The organism is Mucilaginibacter sp. P4_E8 (genome assembly GCF_056401495.1).
The window spans coordinates 116436-133892 of sequence record NZ_JBFUJG010000001.1 but is presented as its reverse complement, the minus strand read 5'-3'; the positions used below and the strand labels follow the sequence as shown (position 1 = coordinate 133892).

The following is a 17457-nucleotide window of genomic DNA, read 5'->3' as shown; positions in this document are numbered from 1 at the left end:
ACCATCCGCCGTTTATATTAGCAACATGAAGAAACTGTTTAATTTTTGCCTGTTAGGCGCTTCGATCACACTGATTTCCTGGGGTTTTAAAGGTCACCGCGCTGTGGCGACCATCGCGCAAAAACACCTGACCAGCAATACCGCTTATGTCGTTTCCGCCTACCTGAAAGGTGAAGGCATGGCTGATGTGGCTACCTGGGCAGACGAAAACAGAAATCGCAAAACCGCGCCGTGGCACTTTCTGAACTTGCCATTAGGTTTATCGCATGAACAATTCGTACAAACCGTACTACAAAGCGACAATAACGTATATACCGCGATCCTGAAAACGGAAGCTACTTTGAAAGACCAAACCCTGAGCGCCGATCAGAAGAATGAAGCGTTAAAATACCTGATCCATCTGGTTGGGGACGCGCACCAGCCGATGCATATCAGCCGGAAGGAAGATAAAGGCGGCAATACCATACAGGTACGTTTCGATCATAAAGGCACGAATCTGCACAGCCTGTGGGACAGTAAGCTGATCGACCATGAAGGATTGAGCGAAGCAGATATCGCTAAAACTTATGATGTGGCAACTCCTGCCCAGATCAAACAATGGCAGGCTGACAGTCCAATGGAATGGATCTGGGAAAGTTACCAGATCAGCAGCGAACTATACGCCAACACCAAACCCGGACAAGAGGTCGATGAGGCTTATTACCAAAAATATATCATAGTAACCCGCAAACGTATCGACCAGTCCGCTATCCGTTTAGCAGGTGAGCTGAATAAATTATTCAATACCGCTGCAGCACCGGTGATCACTACGGCCCCGACAACCAGCACCGGTCCTATTACTGTCGTAACTGTTAAACTCGAAGATGTAAAAAGCGCTATCGGCAAAACCGTGAACACCCAGGGCAAAGTTTACAGCAGCCGGGATATCGGCAGTATGGTACTGGTGAATTTAGGCGCAGCATATCCCAACCAGCTACTGACCATTGCCCTGAAAGGCAAAGCCAGGGAACTGGGTAATCAAATGGAAAACAAAACGATCACCGTGGAAGGCGAAGTGATCGACTACAAAGGTAAACCCGAGATCATTGTCACCGACCCGGGCAAGATCAAATTTGGATTATGAACGAACCGTTTATCATAACCGTTACTTATCAGGGCACCGAACATGAGTTTAAAGCACGTTTCGAGCGGTGGGGTTATACCCACCTTATCGCCGTGCTGATCGGTGAAACCACTTTTACCTTTGAGCCGGATGAAGAAGGCGGTTACCGGGCGCTCGCCAACCCCGAACAACCTGCTACAACAGCCAAGATCAATGTACACCTGCTCCGGGCGGTTGCTGAAAAGCTGGCCCAGCTTAGCCATTAACTCCGGCGCTAAAATCACCGGGGGCAAACTGCAAGTAAGGAAAATTGTTCAATTACATAAAGTTGAACATAATGGCAAGGATATTTATAACAGGCTCTGCCGACGGTTTAGGACAAATGGCGGCAAGGGAATTAGTGGAACAAGGCCATCAGGTCGTACTGCATGCCCGTAATGAAAAACGTGCAAAAGAAGCCTTAACCAAAGTTCCCGGGGCGGAGGCTGCACTGGCCGCAGACCTGTCGAGTATGGAAGAGACCAAACGGCTGGCAGCCGAGGTTAACCAAATAGGTAGTTTCGACGCCATCATTCACAACGCGGGTGTTTACCGGGTGACCGGCCATGCAATTGGTGCCGAAGGCCTGCCGCTGCTGCTGGCGGTAAACACCATTGCACCCTATATCCTGACCTGCCTGATCCATCCACCAAAACGCCTGATCTATTTGAGTTCAGGTATGCACCTATCAGGCGACCCTTCGCTAAAAGGCTTGCAGGGCGACCAGCCCCGGGCGAGTTATTCCGATTCTAAACTGCACGGGCTGATCTTAGCGAAAGCCGCCGCCAGGAATTGGGCCGGTGTCTATGCCAATGCGCTTGACCCGGGCTGGGTGCCTACCAAAATGGGTGGTGCGGGCGCGCCTGATAATTTAGAGCAAGGGTTTCAGACACAGGTGTGGCTGGCGGCAAGTAATGAGCCTGAAGCACTGGTGAGCGGCCGTTATTTCCATCATCAGCGCGAAGCCCATTATCAGTTAAAGGCTGATGATGCGGGCGTCCAGGAGCAATTTTTGGACTTATGTGAGCAGATCAGCGGCGTGCGTTTTCCAGAAAATTAGGCGTTATTCGCACTTGGAATCTGTAACCGGTTGTTTAAAACAAAAACTAATGATGACCGCTTGAATCGGCCAATCTTCAAAACATAATACCCATGAGCGATATAACAATAAGCGAAGTGGTCGAAAGATCAAAAAAAATAAGGGAACAATACCATGAGCTGGAACTTATCCACCATGGCAGTCAGTGGACCGTAGAGGAGGATGCGTTGGCCTTCCTGACCGATGCGGGTTTAGTGGGCCGTTTAACGATGTCGCAACAGGGTCGCTGGCCAAAAGGAGGCGATACCCGACCTGAACTGGCGCATAAATTAGGCGAATGTATCTGGTGGCTGACGATCCTGGCAGAACGCATGGATCTGAATATTGCCGATGCGCTGGAACTGTTCTTATCCAAAACGGAAACAGTACTGAAAAAATAAAGGAGTCAGGAAGGTGCTTTACCGCTTTAACGGCCTCTTAACCAAAAGCCAATAACAATACCCAGGATCACCGCGATGATGACCACTGTCCAATTTATGGAAAATTTGGTTTCAAGGCTGGCCACCTCCGCTTTGAAACTGATAACCAAAATAATATTAAGTATTTGCAAATCCGCGAAGAGGGTTTAAAGAGATTGGTTTCTCCACATTGAGCAAGAATCTCCAGTCTCCCAAACTTATCAAATAGTGAGCTTTTTGTTTTTTAACCTGCTTTTTGCTTAGTTTATCGTGATGGTAGGCTTAGGCATGGCAAGTGTTAAATGGTCAATGCGTCAGGAAGCCTTCGCCATTGTGTGTACCCTTTTTGCCGCTGCTGTTGGTTTTAGCTGAGGCGATCTCTTTTGCCTATCTGCCACACGATATTTTTCCTTCAGCAAACGGAGCAATTCAAAGCTGAACGCATCTTCAAGCGGCATGTGGTGATCTCCAATAGTCTTCGCATGCAGGCTGAGCTGTGACGCCGGCACGCGCAGGTTCTCATAGTTGATATGAGTCAGTCCGGTTACCGGATCAGTTCCAAACACAACAAAAGTATCGATCTGCCGGCCATCCCGGTCGGTAAAGATCACCGAAGCGTTTTCGTTAAAGTGTTTCATACCTCTTTATTAACCAAAAACATGCCAACGCCGCTTCTGGCACTGCATAAATGTATGCCCTGTATAGCAGTTTGGACAATATACCGGAAAATGTCCACCCGGCAGGAAATCTATCTCTAATTTGACTTTCACCCATGGTCTGTCTTCGTATAAGGGACTTCGTAGAGAAATCTGACGAATGATGTCAGGTTGAAAATAGACCACCAGGCGCAGAACATCCGTGAAGGTCAACGTAGCTATATATTAATCGACTGAGCATTTGTGACTTCAGTACTATGTCGTTGTCCGGGAAGGGGCGATGCCAAAAACTTTAATTACCGGTTATTGTTAAAAATAACTAATCAAATCAGTGAATTATGAAAATAAGAAGATTTTTAATTGGCCTGGTGATCACCTCAATGGTATCATGTTATGTAGATGCAGGTGCCACAGCGATAAAAAAACCTCTAAAGTACCAGCCTTCATCGGTAGTCCCCGCCGTTGAAGGCTGGTACTTTAGAGCCATAAGCGGCTATCCTGCGGCTATTACTTTTGAGCCGGTAGTACTATTCAAAAACGGTGATTATTGGGAAGCAGGTGGTGAGGCATTGGAAAGTTTAAATATGGCGGAGGATAAAAATAAACATCCTAAAGCTTGGGGCACCTGGAAGAAACAGGGCCAAACATTTTTGCTGACCAACAGTAAAGGACAAACTAATGATTACGAACTTGGCGAAGGCAACTGGTTCCCTGCCTATGCTTATACAGGTGCAATCAAACTTAAGCCGGCTTATGAAAAAGTTAGTGGTGGGGACTATGGCAACGGTCTAAATGCTTTAACTATTAAAAAAATTACTTTGTTAGATGGCACCCATTTCAACGAAGGTACCAACGGAGGCATTTCAACAGGAAACGCTGCGGCATGGAAAAAGTCATCAACCGGCGGGACTTACCGGATATCCGGCCACACTATTGAATTCATTTATAATGACGGCAGGGTCGTGAAAACATCCTTTGCGTTGGGTGCCAAGGGTTCGCCTGCAAAACCAGATAATGCACTAATCTTTATTGGTGGTTATGCTTACACAGACACCGAATAACCTATAGCTCTAAAGGAAGAAATATCGAAACGACGGTGGATTGGCCTTCAACAATCTATACAGTAGCCCTGCATCAGTTTTGTATGGAAACTTAAAAATCCGGAATGAAGATGTTATTTTTAGCTGTTTATGATGTAGGCTGAACCCGGCGAATTCTCATGCTTTGTGGTAAGTCTTAAATGCATTAAGATGAAATGTAAGATTTCATCAGTTTAATTTGGGGTTCAATTGAAGACAATTTTTCGTTATTCATTTATAGATCTGCTCCGGGGGCGTGGGAATAACGAATCTTACACAATTATGGATTCAAAAAAAATCCCGGAGGATTTTGTATTACCCTTGTACGCGTGAACTCCACGGCAATGTTTTTGTTTGTAATGTCAGATTTTAAAATGAAGGATGAATATTTTTGCCCTGGGCGGATTCTTTCAGCCGTACTTTACACGATCAACAAAAGACTTTCCTGCCGCCTTTCCAAAGGCCAACCACGATCAGTCCTGCCGCCAAACCCAGCGCGAACTCCATAATGATGGAGGGCAGAGCCGGAAATAACTCGTGCAACCAGGCAATATTGTGCCGGAAAATTCCACCCGACACTAATAGCAAGGCTATCGTCCCAACAATACTTAAGATTTTGATAATAACCGGTAAGGACTTGACCAACAGGCCACCAAAACCCGCATAGAAACCTTTATTACCGGAATTTTTGATCAGCTTAAAGCCCGTATCATCCATTCTGACGATCAGCGCGACAAAACCATAAACGCCAATGGTTGCCAGCAGTGCAACAGCAGAAACGGTGATGATCTGTATAGCCAGGCTTTTTTCCGCGACGGATCCCAACGCGATGATGACGATCTCTACGGACAAAATAAAATCGGTTGTGACTGCAGATCGGACCTTTGCTTTCTCCGCCTGCTGATCGTTTAGTTCACCGGCCGCAATTACCTGCCGGCCTGTTTCCGGACGATGAAAAAAGTATTCCAGTATTTTCTCCACACCCTCAAAAGCCAGGTAAAATCCGCCCAAAATCAGGATAAGGGTAACGGCTACCGGAAAAAACGCATTTAATAATAAAGCGACGGGAACAATGATCAGTTTGTTCAGTAAAGAGCCTTTTGTAATAGCCCAAAGCACGGGTAATTCCCGTGAGGCCAGAAAACCGGTCGCTTTTTGCGCATTCACGGCCAGGTCGTCACCCAAAATACCCGCAGTTTTACGCGATGCTATTTTAGTAGCGACCGCGACATCATCCATCAAAGCACCTATATCGTCCAAAATCGCAAAAAAGCCAGATGCCATATGATAGTGTAAGCTTGTAAATATAAACTAACAGATTATTATTAGGATGATAGTTGCAATGCCAATGTTAATATGGCCAATGCCTTTTTCATCTTTCGAAGTATGATCCACTTTGACCTAACAATTCTAAACCTAATCGTTTTTGCAAGAATTGTTGCCTTCTTAAGGTACAACATTTCAAATTAGGTTTCCAAATAACGCTTTGATGATTTTTTTTGCCTAAATTTCGTTGAGGTAATCTAATTTTAAACGAGCAATGAAAAAGACAACCATATTAATTCACTTATTAGTTTTTGTCAGTTACCTTACCGCATTTTCGCAACAAACGACTAAAGACGGGTCAAGAAAAGCTATTATATGCCTCACTTATGACGATGGCTTAGAAACGCAGCTTTCAACAGCTGTCCCTCAATTAAATAGCTTTAATTTAAAAGCAACTTTCTTCCTTAATTCCATTCACGGCTCTTCGCAATCCAACAAAATCGGACAAACACCAGAATCAGTTCTTGCATGGACAAATGTGGCCTTGCAAGGACACGAGTTAGCTAATCATACCTTGTTTCATCCTTGTCCGGAAAATCTTGGCTGGAACAAAACATTAGCTATTGATAATTACACGGTTGATCAAATTATAAAAGAAATAGAGATTAACAACGGGATGCTTTCGCTGCTGGACCCTAAGAGAAAGTCGAGGTCTTTTGCATTTCCATGCAATAATATTCTTGTAGAAGGTAAAGATTATTCAAAAATTATTAAGGAAAAGGGATTAATCACTTATGCCCGTGCCGGAGGAGACGAAAATAGTATAATAACAAATTTCCAATCATTGAATACGATGCAGGTTCCATCCTGGCATGTGTTTACAAATACAACACTTGAACAACTCATCGCTTTTGCAGAGAAAGCCAGGCAAACAAAGGGGATGGGCGTATATCAGATTCACGGTGTTGGCGGCCAGGTATTTGAGATATCATCCGAGACTCATAAAGCATTTTTACAATACTTAAAAAATCATGAAGATGAATATTGGGTTACCACATTTTCGGAGGCCATGAATTATATCGCTAAGAAAAATCCTCTATAATATTTAGTGTCAAATGTTATGTTACAATCAGTCTCAACAAACAACGTTTTAATCATAAGCCAAACATAGCGGTCCCTCAATCCGCCGCCACATTAACAGGCTCCCGAAGCCTTTTAATTTTACCTACCTGCCGACAAAATGGTAATAATAGGCTTAAAATCATAGAAAAGCAGAGTAATTACAAGGGGCCTCCATTCTATCTAAAGGAAGCCCCTTGTTTATAGTGACCATGAAATTTACCTGCAAAATTAATTGCAATCTTCAACTGTCGCTTCGACCTTTCGTGTCTTACTCAGCCTGTACATCTGGAACAATAGGGAACTAACTATTAATAACAAACCTGCATAAAAGGCCAATGATAGCTCACGTCCTTCCTTGTAAATTAGTATCGCAAGCAGGATGGTGTACAACGGTTCCAGGTTAAAGGTTAGACTTACCGTGAAGGACGGTATTTTCTTCAGTGCACTGTTGATCAAAAAATACATCAATACCGTGCAAAAAGACGACAATACCAATAGCCAGCCGAAATCTGCCGTCGAAGGGATTATGGATACGGCTGGAGAGATCAGGAAAAATAAAGGCATGACCAGCGTCAGGCCGATACAACCCCCAACCATCTGCCATAACAAAAATGTCCCACCCTCATACTGTTTAACAATACGCTCACTGTAAAGGGTGTACAATGCAGAAAACATGGAAGAAACAATGCCCAGGATAATTCCTGTACGATAATGAGCATCCATGCCGAATATCAGCGCGATACCGCAAAGCGTCAGTCCGCTAAGGAACAGCTCCTGAAAGGATACACGTTTTTTATTAATTATCGGTCCGAGCACCGCGTTGAAAAAGCTGCTCAGTGCAAAACAGACCACGCCGACCGAGATATTGGAGTATTTGATGCTTCCGTAGAACAATAGCCAATGGAGACCAAGTAAAAGACCAGTAAAACCGATCTTGAACTTGTCGGGGCTGGTGGTGGATGACATGGAACGCTTGATGGCAAAGAAGATTATCATGATAATGGATGATAAAAATAACCTGTACCAGCTGATTAGACCCTCGTTCAAAGTGATCAATTTGCCGAATATCCCGGTAAAGCCGGCAAGGATCAGCGCAATATGTAATTTGAAATATGCTTGTTTCATTTTTAGAAGCTGTAGTCCATTCCTGTCCATTGATGGACGGATAGGGATTTAATAAATATATAATGGATAAATATGGGTGTGAAAATTACATCAATAAGAAGCCATGACCGGTTGAATAAAAGGTCACGCAGGCCATTATGATATAACTTTTAAGCTATAAAAATGATACTGGAGGAGGAAGACAGCTTGTGTTCAGCATAATCGTATCAGACCGTTAAGTTTCCCGGTATCGCAAATATAGAAAATAATTGGATTATCATAGTCATCAGCCTGCAGCCGCTTCGCTCGGTCCCCGAACCTATACCATCATTAGAAAGGTTATGAATGACCGCTATCCGGCAGCCGCGTTCATTGCCCTGGCGATCAGGCCTATCACGAAAAGTAACAGCGAAGGTTCATGGTCTAAGGTGTTTTAAAACGGATTATCCTGACTTTGTATTGTTAAAAATTATGAGCGAGCCTGCTACATTAGTAAAATCAGAGAACAGATCAGTTTCCATCATTTGTTACCGCACCGTTCAACCCACTGCCAGGGCCAAGATTATGCTTCAGCAATTGTTATTACTTTTCTCTATAGCGGGCGAAAAAATGGTGTTTTTCGCAGGTGAACAGGTATCAGTAAAAACGCATCAGTTTGTTATGTTAACCGCCGGCAACTGTTTGATGACGGAAATAGCCGCGACGAAGAGCAACGACTAGCATAGTTTACTGTTATTTTTTGATGGCAGGTTCCTGAATGATTTCTTCGCCCGTCATATCTTTTTATTTTGTGGACAGGCTACTGCTGAAGCCAGGCCCTGCCTTTGAGCTGCCTTAATATCTGGAGGTAAGAGTTTCCTGGTAAAATTAACAAAGCAGGTTCCTGGAGATGTTGGATCCACCTTAACCTTAAAATAGTAATTAATAAAATAACCGGAGTCGTTTAATCAAAGCTTCTTAAAATATTTCAGTGGGGGACCAACTCTTTTAAAACCATGCTCCTCCCTGAATCTATCCTGTTCCGCTTCTGTCATATTTTTCGCGGCTCCCTTACTGAGCTTGGTAAAAAACTCTTCCATTCTTCCTGCCGGTTGAAAGAACATCAGGAGTTTGGCTTCCCCTTCACCCACTTTTGAAAAACTATGGGGAATTTTTCGGGGACCAAATACACTGTCACCCGCTTTGGCTTCGTAAGTGAGCTCTCCAACTTTGATCAGCAACTCTCCCTGTAAAACATACCACCATTCATCCTGGTCAAAATGATAATGAAGGGATGGCCCCCCCTCTTTTATCCGCGTCGATTCAAATACATAAATATCACCGTCGGTGTCCCTGGTGGAAACCTTTGTAAAAAAAGTATCCCCTTCCAACAGACCGATACTATTATCAAACCTATCTTTGCCTGCCTTCACGAAAAAACCTTTACCAATTCTTTTCCTGGCTGTCTGCGCCATTATTCGAAAGGGTGTATACACGAAAGCCCCTGCCAGCAGGAATCCTTTTATAAATTTACTTCTGTTCATGATGGATAAGTTGAAGAATAAAGATAACTAATTCATGAGCACGGGTCAAAATGCATAAATATTTAACAACCGCTATGCATCAGGAACTGAAAGTGAAATTAAGGATCAAGGATCACTATGGCCTGTATCACGGCCCGGTAAAAATGACTGGAACAGGGGTATTCCTGGATAAGAGTGAACTCTAGTCCATATAGCCCTGAAGGAACTTCCTATAGACAAAATCAATTGTGCTAGTTAAGAAGGATAATTGTGCTGAATCAGATCCACAAAATTGATATGGAAAAGTTACGTCAAAAACTACACCGTTACGCTCTCAAGATCATCAATCAAATGAAATAGCCGGAAGTACAAACGATGGGGGTTTGCGGTGTGACATGATTTTGTATGATTATTCCTGGGACAGAATTGCTGAAGTGATTGCCGATAGCAATCTTTCATCAAGGCCATGACCTAAAAGCAAACACCAGCCTTTCCGGCGAAGCTGTAGCCAGCAAACATTCGTCCCGGGACTTACCGCGCTGCGAAGCACTACCTTATAAATGGATTCGCCCGACCTATAAACCACTTTCAGCACCTTTGTATACCATAGCTGTTGTAAATAGCTGAAAGTAATCGGGAATATTTTTGAAGCAGAAAGGGCATTTTGCGTGAATACCACCTTCTCCTGTTTAAACAATGGATTATCCGTTTTAACCGGCGGCCGTGGGGAGGACAACCTTTGGGAAGAAATACCGGAACCGATGATCAGTAGTTTACGATCAGTGGTCTGCCGGCCTCTTTGATCCATTGAAGTTTTTAGCGGAGCAGCCGCAGGTTGATGAGCGATTGGAGTCAACATTTTATCGGTTACTAAGATTATAAAAGCAATACCGGCGTTTTACAAAAACATTATCGAAGACCGGTAACCACCGGCATAAATGGTCTGGATAATTAACAACCTTCTGTTGTAAAAACCTATTTTTATCCAATTGGTTTTAGCTGGGTTAAATAAATTGAAATGCGCGTTAGGAAGCGCTTTAAGTGCAGATAATCAAACCGCACATCAATTCTAACAATGACTAGAAAGGTGGTATAAAAGCAGAAAAGCAGCAAATAAGCTAATCTTCAATTTTTGATGAATAAAACTTTCTGAAATGATCGCTGTTTAAATATCGCTCCAGCGAACGCAATATCGCCGGTCCAATTAATTACGGATAAATAATATGTTACTAGCCAAACAAATTTCAATTACTTATTTTCTAAAACTGATCAAATGGGATGTACTGGCTATCTTCCTGTACGCTTGTTTGGTCGGCGCATTGGATTATCTTACTTTCTTTAAAGACCTGACCATCCCATTGAGCGTATCTGCAATGGTTGGAACACTTTTATCCCTGCTGCTGGCTTTCCGCACAGCGCAATCATACGAACGTTGGTGGGAAGCGCGGGTTATCTGGGGAGCCATCGTGAATGACAGTCGTACGCTCATACGTCAATTGATTCAGTTTCTTCCAAATCATGATAAAAAATCAACTTATATCAAGGAGTTTGCGACCCGCCAAACTATTTGGTGCTACGCATTGGCTGAAAGTTTAAGAAAATGCCCTTCATCAGAGAAAGTGGATCAATACATCGCTCAGTTAGGTACCGATAGTAATAACCGGCCTAATCTTTTGTTGTCGGCGCATGCTGAACAATTGCGTGCCTTAAGCGATCAATACAATCTTAACGCGAACAAACAGGTTCAGTTAGACAACAGCATCCAACGGTTAACCGATTCCATGGGCAAATGCGAACGCATAAAAAACACGGTGTTTCCCCGTGCATATAGTGTACTGATTCACTTTTTAATTTATGTACTTACGACTATATTCCCTTTCGGCCTGGACGATCATCACTGGGCAATCGAAATTTGTTTAGCAACCATAATTCCCGTATTGTTCATCGCTATAGAACGAACTGCAATATTAATGCAAGACCCTTTTGAAAATAAGCCCACGGACACACCAATGACAACCCTTGCTGAAACAATAGAGCGCAATTTAATGGAAATGGCGCATATGCCGATACCAGCGCCAAAAAGCAAGCAAGCAACTTTTTATATCATGTAAAATTTAAAACGCGGTAAAATATAAATTCTGTAAGTCGAGTAAACATTGAGTTATGGTTTGTTTTTTTTAAATTGAACGAAGGTCATACTTTTGGGGTATCCAATTTTTTGATTTCAAATGTTTAATAAAAATTTAGGATTATAAAATAACATACTGATTAGTAATTAATTACATACACGATCACTCCCGCTGTTAATCAGAGGGTCGCTGGTTCGAGCCCAGCCTCAGGATCCATTAAGTGCAAAGGTCTGGATGAACGAAGATAATAATCCTTAACAAGTTTAACAAATTACTACAGGTCAAATATCGTTCTTTAAAATGGGAGTTCATCCTTATCAGGTTCCGGCGGCGGCAATGCGCCCGTTGGAAGCGGAATGTTGTTGACGATATACAGGTTAAGAATGTCTTCCCTGTCCATAAAGATGATCTGCCTTCGCTGAACTGCGTCCAACTGCGAACCGAGCCACAGCCTGGCCGCTTTGGTGATCTCCCCGCCTGCGACGATGATGACGTGGTCGACCAATACGTTTTTGCCGATATCCGGGTCGAAAATGGCGAGCCCCAAAAGCATCAACGACTGATTGTAGACTTCAGCCACGCTATTGTTCCCTGTTTTTGTAACTCCGGCAGAATCGATCTTTCCTTTTTTTACCTGAATCCCAAAATACAAAAGATGCTGCGTCGGTAGAACGTATTTCATCCAGACGTCCTTGCCAAATTCAAGTTGCTTATCTTTATGGCCCGTGACGGTCACCCGTTGGAATCTCAGGTGACGAAACAGTGGCAGAAGAAGCGATTCTATCAATTCATCTTCACTGATCCTATCGAGATATTGAGTCAACTGTTCTTTTCGTTTTATCTCGGCAGATGACAAAGGCCTGCTTGGATTAGCTTCAGGCGACGACTCGATCGCAGATTTTGGTACGAGGGTCACCCGGCTAATGCCTTCATTTTCGAGGTGGCGCACAGGAAGCTGGAAATATTCCAGCAGTACCTTTTCCCAGTTCTCCAGGTCGTTGCGTACTTCTACGAACCGTGACACATCAACTGCGAAGAATACGGTATAAAAATAGATACCGCCATCCCAGTTGTCGTAACCGGTCTGCCGGATCGCAATTTCTGAGCGGGCTATCAGGCTGAGCATGTCCTGCATATCCTCCGCTTCGGCTAACTTTTTGACGGTATCGATCAGTGATCTGAATTCTGGTTCGCTATCTATCATTTTTTATAATTGATGTTCAAATATAAGGCAGCTCCCGCAGCTTCGATCGTGGATTGCACTTTATGAAATTGCGCGGTATCTAATTTCAATTGATCGTACGGCATATGTCCAATGATATTCAAAGCAGAGTCCGAAACATGCTTCATGCGTTCGATCACCATCTGATCCCTTCTCAGCGAATCCTTCAATTGCTGATTATTCTCCCGTATTTCATTTGTCGTCGCGTCATACCTTGTGTTCCCGATGAGTTGGCCGACATAAAAAGTACCTGACAATAAAGGAATAGCGATACCCAAAAGTACCGTCCAAAATAATTCATGTTTGATAGTATAATGTCCTGAGTTTAGCTGAGTGGTGGTACTCCTGCGTGTTGCCATAAAGATGAGCTTGAATAATTTAGGTTTAAAAGCTTTTCAACGAATTTACGTAATTTCTTATTGGTAATTCACCTTGCCGCTCTGGGATCAACAGCGAGTTTCATTAATTTGCGATTCTGTAACTTAGCATGAATGAACGACCGTATCTCAATTACTCCTCCTATCTATAATAACTACGCGACTTTGCCCTACGGTCAATTGACGTGGGATGTTTTTGAGAATTTATGCATGCGGCTTGTAAGTGCTGTTTACGGTGCACCACATGTGAGCAAATATGGATCGATGGGCCAGGGGCAGTCCGGCTTTGATATTTTGGTACGTGATCCGGATTCCGGTCGTTACCGGCTATACCAATGCAAGAAGGTGCAGAAATTTGACGGCGGTGACCTGCGAAGCGCCATAGCGAAATGGGAAAAAGATAAGTGGTATCCTGTTACGGACGAATTTATCGTGTTCAGTTCGGATGAACTGATCAACACCAGTTTTATCGATGAATTCGAACTGCAGAAAAAACGATTGGCAGTGCAGAATATTGAGTTGACCAAATTAGGCAGTAGTGAGATCGACCTGTTATTAAAAGGATTACCTGACATTGTCGAAGAGTTCTTCGGGGAGAGCTGGAAAATCAAATTCTGTATCCCAACTAAGCATAGATCCATAGATACAGGGGTGACTATACCCAAGAAAGTATATGCGAAGGTTCCGCATTACATAGAACGGAAGCTGGTAGACTTCAATAAAAAAAGCGATCTGTTTACGGGGCGTTCCCGGGAAGTACTTATCACTTTGTTCAGTTGTATCGAACACGCGCTGTTTTACGAGAAACCAGCCAGGTTGATCTTGAAAGCGGAGGCAGCTTCAGGAAAGTCTAAAGAGCTGGAGAACCTTGCATTTCGTTATACGGAAGATGAAAAACCCATTTATCCGGTGCTGGTCAGGCTGGTAAATTTCCGTTCCGATCTGCCGGCTTATGTTGCTTCATTTTTTAAGGATTGGGATAAGTTACCACCTCAGAATGTACTGATATTGTTCGACGGACTTGATGAGATACCTGCAACTTATTTTGATGACTTCGTTAAGGAGTTCAATCTTTTTTTACAGGCGAATAGTGCTGTCAACATTGTAGCCTCGATCCGTACGAATGTCTACACCAATGATATCGGCAACGGGATCGATGAGCAAAACAAATTGGTGCCGATGTATCTCAATGACCTTACCTCCTGGGAGGTCGCAGAGTATCTTGGAAAACGACTGGACAATAAACAATCACAGCGGTTTCAGGCGTTGTGCCAGCGTAAATGGGTCAAAGAACTTTTATATAATCCCTTTTATCTGTGTAGCCTGGTCGACCTCTTTTTGAATGACGAGGGCAATTTACCGCAGAACCGCACGCAGGTGATCGATAAGATCATTCAGTACAAGATATCCAGGGATAAAGATAAATATGGTGCGAAGTTGCCGGTTAACGAACTGATGCAGTTTGCAAGTAAGCTGGCGCTTTTTCTGACCCTGACAGGTAACAATGCCATTCCTGAAAAAAGCATAGCAGCATTTACTTCGCTTCCGGCGGCCGAGATATTCCGCTGTGGCCTGTTCAAGATAGAGGATATGGGTACCGGGAATATCATCCAATTCGAGCACAACAACTTCCAGGAGTACCTTGCCGCCCAGAAACTCGCAGGTTTGGAATGGGAAGTGCTGGATGACATCTTATTTCACAACACCGGGGCTTCGATGTTAAAACCGAAGATGTTCAATATGGCGAACTTCCTGTTTACGATCTTATCGGCTGATTCTGCTTCTTTCAATTTGCTGTTTGACAAAATCAAAACGACAAAATCATCGATCCTTCTCCAGTTCGAGCGGGATAAAGTTTCCGCGGATCTTAGGCTGCAGATCTTCAAAAGCATCATTCTCAGCGGTAAGGTGGAAGGGATCTATTACCTGAGCGGCGATTTTAATGGCCCGGATCTGTGTGACTTTATCAACTATTCTTCAGATGGCTTCATCTTTTTGTTAGAAGAACTCGAAATAGCTGATAAAGTAAACCACCTGTACTGCTTGTTGGATTTGATCTATTATTACCAGCAGACCAAGGTGACAAGTGCAGCAAAAAGTAACCTGTTGCGGATCATTCAACGGATCATTCTCACCGTGGACTATGATCATGCAGTTTATGACCGCGCCATAGATATTTTAACGATGTATCGCTTTTTTGACGTGGCTTTGCTTCAGGACACGATAAAGAAATGCCCGCTGATCGATCATTACATGGTCAGGGGCGCGGCCATTAAATATATCGATGAGGGCGATCTCCCGAACGAATACGAATATGTCTTGAGCAGTGACGTTTTTTTAAGAAAGGACTCTGAAAAAAGGTCGGCTGGCTTTGACCGGTTGTTGTTAGATTACGTTTACAAGCGGCTGAATGCCGCTAATGCCGTGGTGCTGCTGACCCATTTCACAGCAACAAAGAACCGGCAGAAGCAGTACAATTATTCTAACTTGTCAGATGCTGAACCTATCCTGGATAAGATCTATGTAAAACTGGGGCAGATCTTTCAGGCTACGCAGGATGAAGCTATCCTTAAGGCCTTCTTCGCTTTTTTATCGGCCTTAAGATATCAGCCGCACAAGGCTAAACAATGGGGAAAACCAATGGTGTTCTTTGACGCGCTGCCCGATCGGGCGGAATATTTCATGCCGCTATTTTTGAAACCCAGGGAGGAAGGTATCGAATATGTGCTCGGATACCTATTCAATGAAAATTTAGCAGAGCAGTTACTTTCAAAATTCGCTGCCAGCGAGATCAGCGAAGACGAGATCAACCGGTTCCGATGGTCTTTACAAAGCACCAACCGGGTCATGCACGATCATTTCCAGCAGAAGCTTTTAGATCGTTATGGTCAAAGATTCGCCTACAGGCCGTACCCGGACTGGGATCGCATAAATGCCGAAAGAGAAAAGCGTGATTTTATCCTGATCGGTGACCGGCTGGAGTTTTTGAAAGAAGCAAAAAACATTTATCGCCTCATTAACCAGGTGAAGGAAAAGCCGGACGATGACGAAAGCGAGAACCTTTTTACATTGGAGCACCACGAAAAAAAAGAGGTCCGGGACCAGGTGAAAAGCTCGATCGTGTTCAATGTTATCCATGCCTACGAGATCAAAGGTGGCTTCGGGGCATTCGAAAAGATCTTCGACGTAAAAGGCTGGGACTGGTTCGTCTTTCAACAGATCGAAGAATATTTGGTCGCTCAAAAACGGGATAAGATCGCTACTCACTTGTTGAACTATTATGGGGATTACCTGCTGCGCCAGATCGTACCGCATATCGATTTTGATAAGGCGGTTACCGACGGCGTTAACGGGGAATTTACAGTACATTTCCACAGCCAGCGTTTGGTGAATTATTTCCGTCATGGGGCAGTTAAGCTAAGCGCGGAATTGACACTTGAACTGCTCAAGTTGGATTACAGGGGACATTATCCGGATCATACGAGCGGGGATAAACAGGAAAAGCATCTGTTCGAATTGATCCATGATGTTTCAGACCCTGCAGAATTCAGGCGGTCGGCCCTACGGAACCTTGGCTCTGTTGTTTTAAGCAAGCATATCCGGGCCACGCATGCCGTTATTTGCGCACATTATGGTTTTCTGGAAAGCGCGCCGGCTATGTTGGATCTGTTGAGGGATGATGCCGTTGATGGCATTTTGAAGAGAGATGTGGTCGAGGCGCTGATAGAACTCACTGGGGATCCTTTTGTTTTTGAAACGCTGTTGCACGAATGGACAGCTATAACATCGGAGTGGCAGATCAAGGTGCTTGACTACGTCATGGCTGTAAAAGAATTTAAAGACCGCCTGATCCTTCTGACCGAAAGCTCGGACCTTCACCCTTTCCCTGAGGGTACGGAAATATTCTGGCGGCATTCTTTGCTGCGAAATGGGGTTATATTAGGTTCTCAAAAGGCAGCTTTAAAGCAATTCGACATTTGGAATGAACGATCGTCGTTGTCCCACTACATCACCTATACCTCAAACGATTTTGAAACGCTGATAACCGATCACTCGGATTGGTTCTTGGCGCAGTGTTTTAAGTTGATCAATAGGTGCGCACCTTTACTAAAAGAGCGGCGGAATGACCTATTGGAACTCATTGAAGAGATAGCCAGGAAATGTGCGGTAAGGGACCAGGTAACTTTTGAGAACGGTATCGCCGAATACGAAAGGATCATAGCAGCTCATATCGCTGAATATCCGGACGTGATCTATTTAAAATGGTATGAGCGTCGCTTGATAAAAAGCTATTACAACCATGTCTCGAAATATGAGACCGAAAAAAACGCTTGGGAAATCATAAACAGAATTGCAAGTTGA

Annotated in this window: 19 protein-coding genes; 11 read left to right on the top strand and 8 right to left on the bottom strand. The window is 43.8% G+C overall.

From position 1 onward, the window contains the following. The first annotated feature begins 25 nt into the window (after positions 1-25). From AC1DRQ_RS00715 to AC1DRQ_RS00700, 4 genes are all read left to right on the top strand, one after another. A complete protein-coding gene (locus tag AC1DRQ_RS00715) occupies positions 26-1123 on the top strand; it encodes a S1/P1 nuclease (protein WP_477421661.1) in 1098 nt (365 codons plus the stop codon). Next, a complete protein-coding gene (locus AC1DRQ_RS00710) occupies positions 1120-1368 on the top strand; it encodes a hypothetical protein (RefSeq protein WP_477421659.1) in 249 nt (82 codons plus the stop codon). The genes AC1DRQ_RS00715 and AC1DRQ_RS00710 overlap by 4 nt, the downstream gene beginning before the upstream one ends. A 71-nt stretch (positions 1369-1439) precedes the next feature. Further along, on the top strand, positions 1440-2201 hold the full coding sequence (locus tag AC1DRQ_RS00705) for an SDR family NAD(P)-dependent oxidoreductase (RefSeq protein WP_477421658.1): 762 nt from the start codon (positions 1440-1442) through the stop codon (positions 2199-2201). A 92-nt stretch (positions 2202-2293) separates the two neighbouring features. Then, positions 2294-2620, top strand: a complete 327-nt coding sequence (locus AC1DRQ_RS00700; protein WP_429401519.1) for a nucleoside triphosphate pyrophosphohydrolase family protein — start codon at positions 2294-2296, stop codon at positions 2618-2620. A 26-nt stretch (positions 2621-2646) separates the two neighbouring features. Here the strand turns inward: AC1DRQ_RS00700 and AC1DRQ_RS00695 are convergent, their stop codons facing one another. Beyond that, positions 2647-2769 carry a hypothetical protein gene (locus AC1DRQ_RS00695; protein ID WP_477421657.1) on the bottom strand — a complete coding sequence of 41 codons (123 nt, stop codon included), beginning with the start codon at positions 2767-2769 and terminating at the stop codon, positions 2647-2649. 183 nt (positions 2770-2952) lie between these two features. Then, positions 2953-3276 (bottom strand): hypothetical protein, encoded by a 324-nt coding sequence (locus AC1DRQ_RS00690; RefSeq protein ID WP_477421655.1) that lies wholly within the window; start codon positions 3274-3276, stop codon positions 2953-2955. Positions 3277-3632: 356 nt separating this feature from the next. Between AC1DRQ_RS00690 and AC1DRQ_RS00685 the strand changes: the two genes are divergently transcribed. Next, positions 3633-4355, top strand: coding sequence for a hypothetical protein (locus AC1DRQ_RS00685; protein ID WP_477421654.1), 723 nt, complete (start codon positions 3633-3635; stop codon positions 4353-4355). A 447-nt stretch (positions 4356-4802) separates the two neighbouring features. Here the strand turns inward: AC1DRQ_RS00685 and AC1DRQ_RS00680 are convergent, their stop codons facing one another. Continuing rightward, a complete protein-coding gene (locus AC1DRQ_RS00680; RefSeq protein WP_477421652.1) occupies positions 4803-5657 on the bottom strand; it encodes a DUF808 domain-containing protein in 855 nt (284 codons plus the stop codon). A gap of 256 nt (positions 5658-5913) precedes the next feature. Here AC1DRQ_RS00680 and AC1DRQ_RS00675 point away from each other — a divergent pair, with 256 nt between their 5' ends. After that, positions 5914-6741 (top strand): polysaccharide deacetylase family protein, encoded by an 828-nt coding sequence (locus AC1DRQ_RS00675; protein WP_477421650.1) that lies wholly within the window; start codon positions 5914-5916, stop codon positions 6739-6741. 248 nt (positions 6742-6989) lie between these two features. On the opposite strand, the gene AC1DRQ_RS00670 is transcribed toward AC1DRQ_RS00675, so the two are convergent. Then, positions 6990-7886, bottom strand: coding sequence for a DMT family transporter (locus AC1DRQ_RS00670; RefSeq protein WP_477421648.1), 897 nt, complete (start codon positions 7884-7886; stop codon positions 6990-6992). A 248-nt stretch (positions 7887-8134) separates the two neighbouring features. On the opposite strand from AC1DRQ_RS00670, the gene AC1DRQ_RS00665 reads away from it, so the two are divergent. Together AC1DRQ_RS00665 and AC1DRQ_RS00660 are read left to right on the top strand one after the other, a co-directional pair. Then, positions 8135-8302: a hypothetical protein gene (locus tag AC1DRQ_RS00665; protein WP_477421646.1), complete on the top strand. Its 168-nt coding sequence runs from the start codon at positions 8135-8137 to the stop codon at positions 8300-8302. Between the two features lie 34 nt (positions 8303-8336). Further along, on the top strand, positions 8337-8585 hold the full coding sequence (locus AC1DRQ_RS00660) for a hypothetical protein (protein WP_477421645.1): 249 nt from the start codon (positions 8337-8339) through the stop codon (positions 8583-8585). Positions 8586-8812: 227 nt separating this feature from the next. On the opposite strand, the gene AC1DRQ_RS00655 is transcribed toward AC1DRQ_RS00660, so the two are convergent. Then, positions 8813-9388 carry a cupin domain-containing protein gene (locus tag AC1DRQ_RS00655; RefSeq protein ID WP_477421643.1) on the bottom strand — a complete coding sequence of 192 codons (576 nt, stop codon included), beginning with the start codon at positions 9386-9388 and terminating at the stop codon, positions 8813-8815. 50 nt (positions 9389-9438) lie between these two features. Between AC1DRQ_RS00655 and AC1DRQ_RS00650 the strand changes: the two genes are divergently transcribed. After that, positions 9439-9573, top strand: coding sequence for a hypothetical protein (locus AC1DRQ_RS00650; RefSeq protein ID WP_477421642.1), 135 nt, complete (start codon positions 9439-9441; stop codon positions 9571-9573). 203 nt (positions 9574-9776) lie between these two features. On the opposite strand, the gene AC1DRQ_RS00645 is transcribed toward AC1DRQ_RS00650, so the two are convergent. Continuing rightward, positions 9777-10226, bottom strand: coding sequence for a hypothetical protein (locus AC1DRQ_RS00645; protein ID WP_477421640.1), 450 nt, complete (start codon positions 10224-10226; stop codon positions 9777-9779). Positions 10227-10590: 364 nt separating this feature from the next. Between AC1DRQ_RS00645 and AC1DRQ_RS00640 the strand changes: the two genes are divergently transcribed. Continuing rightward, a complete protein-coding gene (locus tag AC1DRQ_RS00640) occupies positions 10591-11478 on the top strand; it encodes a bestrophin family protein (RefSeq protein WP_429401537.1) in 888 nt (295 codons plus the stop codon). 313 nt (positions 11479-11791) lie between these two features. On the opposite strand, the gene AC1DRQ_RS00635 is transcribed toward AC1DRQ_RS00640, so the two are convergent. Then, positions 11792-12700, bottom strand: coding sequence for a hypothetical protein (locus AC1DRQ_RS00635; protein ID WP_477421638.1), 909 nt, complete (start codon positions 12698-12700; stop codon positions 11792-11794). Next, entirely contained in the window at positions 12697-13077 is a 381-nt protein-coding gene (locus AC1DRQ_RS00630) for a hypothetical protein (protein ID WP_477421636.1), read from the bottom strand. Before AC1DRQ_RS00630 ends, AC1DRQ_RS00635 begins: the two co-directional genes overlap by 4 nt. A gap of 132 nt (positions 13078-13209) precedes the next feature. On the opposite strand from AC1DRQ_RS00630, the gene AC1DRQ_RS00625 reads away from it, so the two are divergent. Next, positions 13210-17457, top strand: a complete 4248-nt coding sequence (locus AC1DRQ_RS00625) for an NACHT domain-containing protein (RefSeq protein WP_477421634.1) — start codon at positions 13210-13212, stop codon at positions 17455-17457.

What these genes read in the sequence shown, in the direction of transcription:
- AC1DRQ_RS00715 (WP_477421661.1), top strand. Translation starts at nt 26, where the DNA reads ATGAAGAAACTGTTTAATTTTTGCCTGTTAGGCGCTTCGATCACACTG.
- AC1DRQ_RS00710 (WP_477421659.1), top strand. Translation starts at nt 1,120, where the DNA reads ATGAACGAACCGTTTATCATAACCGTTACTTATCAGGGCACCGAACAT.
- AC1DRQ_RS00705 (WP_477421658.1), top strand. Translation starts at nt 1,440, where the DNA reads ATGGCAAGGATATTTATAACAGGCTCTGCCGACGGTTTAGGACAAATG.
- AC1DRQ_RS00700 (WP_429401519.1), top strand. Translation starts at nt 2,294, where the DNA reads ATGAGCGATATAACAATAAGCGAAGTGGTCGAAAGATCAAAAAAAATA.
- AC1DRQ_RS00690 (WP_477421655.1), bottom strand. Translation starts at nt 3,276, where the DNA reads ATGAAACACTTTAACGAAAACGCTTCGGTGATCTTTACCGACCGGGAT.
- AC1DRQ_RS00685 (WP_477421654.1), top strand. Translation starts at nt 3,633, where the DNA reads ATGAAAATAAGAAGATTTTTAATTGGCCTGGTGATCACCTCAATGGTA.
- AC1DRQ_RS00680 (WP_477421652.1), bottom strand. Translation starts at nt 5,657, where the DNA reads ATGGCATCTGGCTTTTTTGCGATTTTGGACGATATAGGTGCTTTGATG.
- AC1DRQ_RS00675 (WP_477421650.1), top strand. Translation starts at nt 5,914, where the DNA reads ATGAAAAAGACAACCATATTAATTCACTTATTAGTTTTTGTCAGTTAC.
- AC1DRQ_RS00670 (WP_477421648.1), bottom strand. Translation starts at nt 7,886, where the DNA reads ATGAAACAAGCATATTTCAAATTACATATTGCGCTGATCCTTGCCGGC.
- AC1DRQ_RS00660 (WP_477421645.1), top strand. Translation starts at nt 8,337, where the DNA reads ATGAGCGAGCCTGCTACATTAGTAAAATCAGAGAACAGATCAGTTTCC.
- AC1DRQ_RS00655 (WP_477421643.1), bottom strand. Translation starts at nt 9,388, where the DNA reads ATGAACAGAAGTAAATTTATAAAAGGATTCCTGCTGGCAGGGGCTTTC.
- AC1DRQ_RS00650 (WP_477421642.1), top strand. Translation starts at nt 9,439, where the DNA reads ATGCATAAATATTTAACAACCGCTATGCATCAGGAACTGAAAGTGAAA.
- AC1DRQ_RS00645 (WP_477421640.1), bottom strand. Translation starts at nt 10,226, where the DNA reads ATGTTGACTCCAATCGCTCATCAACCTGCGGCTGCTCCGCTAAAAACT.
- AC1DRQ_RS00640 (WP_429401537.1), top strand. Translation starts at nt 10,591, where the DNA reads ATGTTACTAGCCAAACAAATTTCAATTACTTATTTTCTAAAACTGATC.
- AC1DRQ_RS00635 (WP_477421638.1), bottom strand. Translation starts at nt 12,700, where the DNA reads ATGATAGATAGCGAACCAGAATTCAGATCACTGATCGATACCGTCAAA.
- AC1DRQ_RS00630 (WP_477421636.1), bottom strand. Translation starts at nt 13,077, where the DNA reads ATGGCAACACGCAGGAGTACCACCACTCAGCTAAACTCAGGACATTAT.
- AC1DRQ_RS00625 (WP_477421634.1), top strand. Translation starts at nt 13,210, where the DNA reads ATGAACGACCGTATCTCAATTACTCCTCCTATCTATAATAACTACGCG.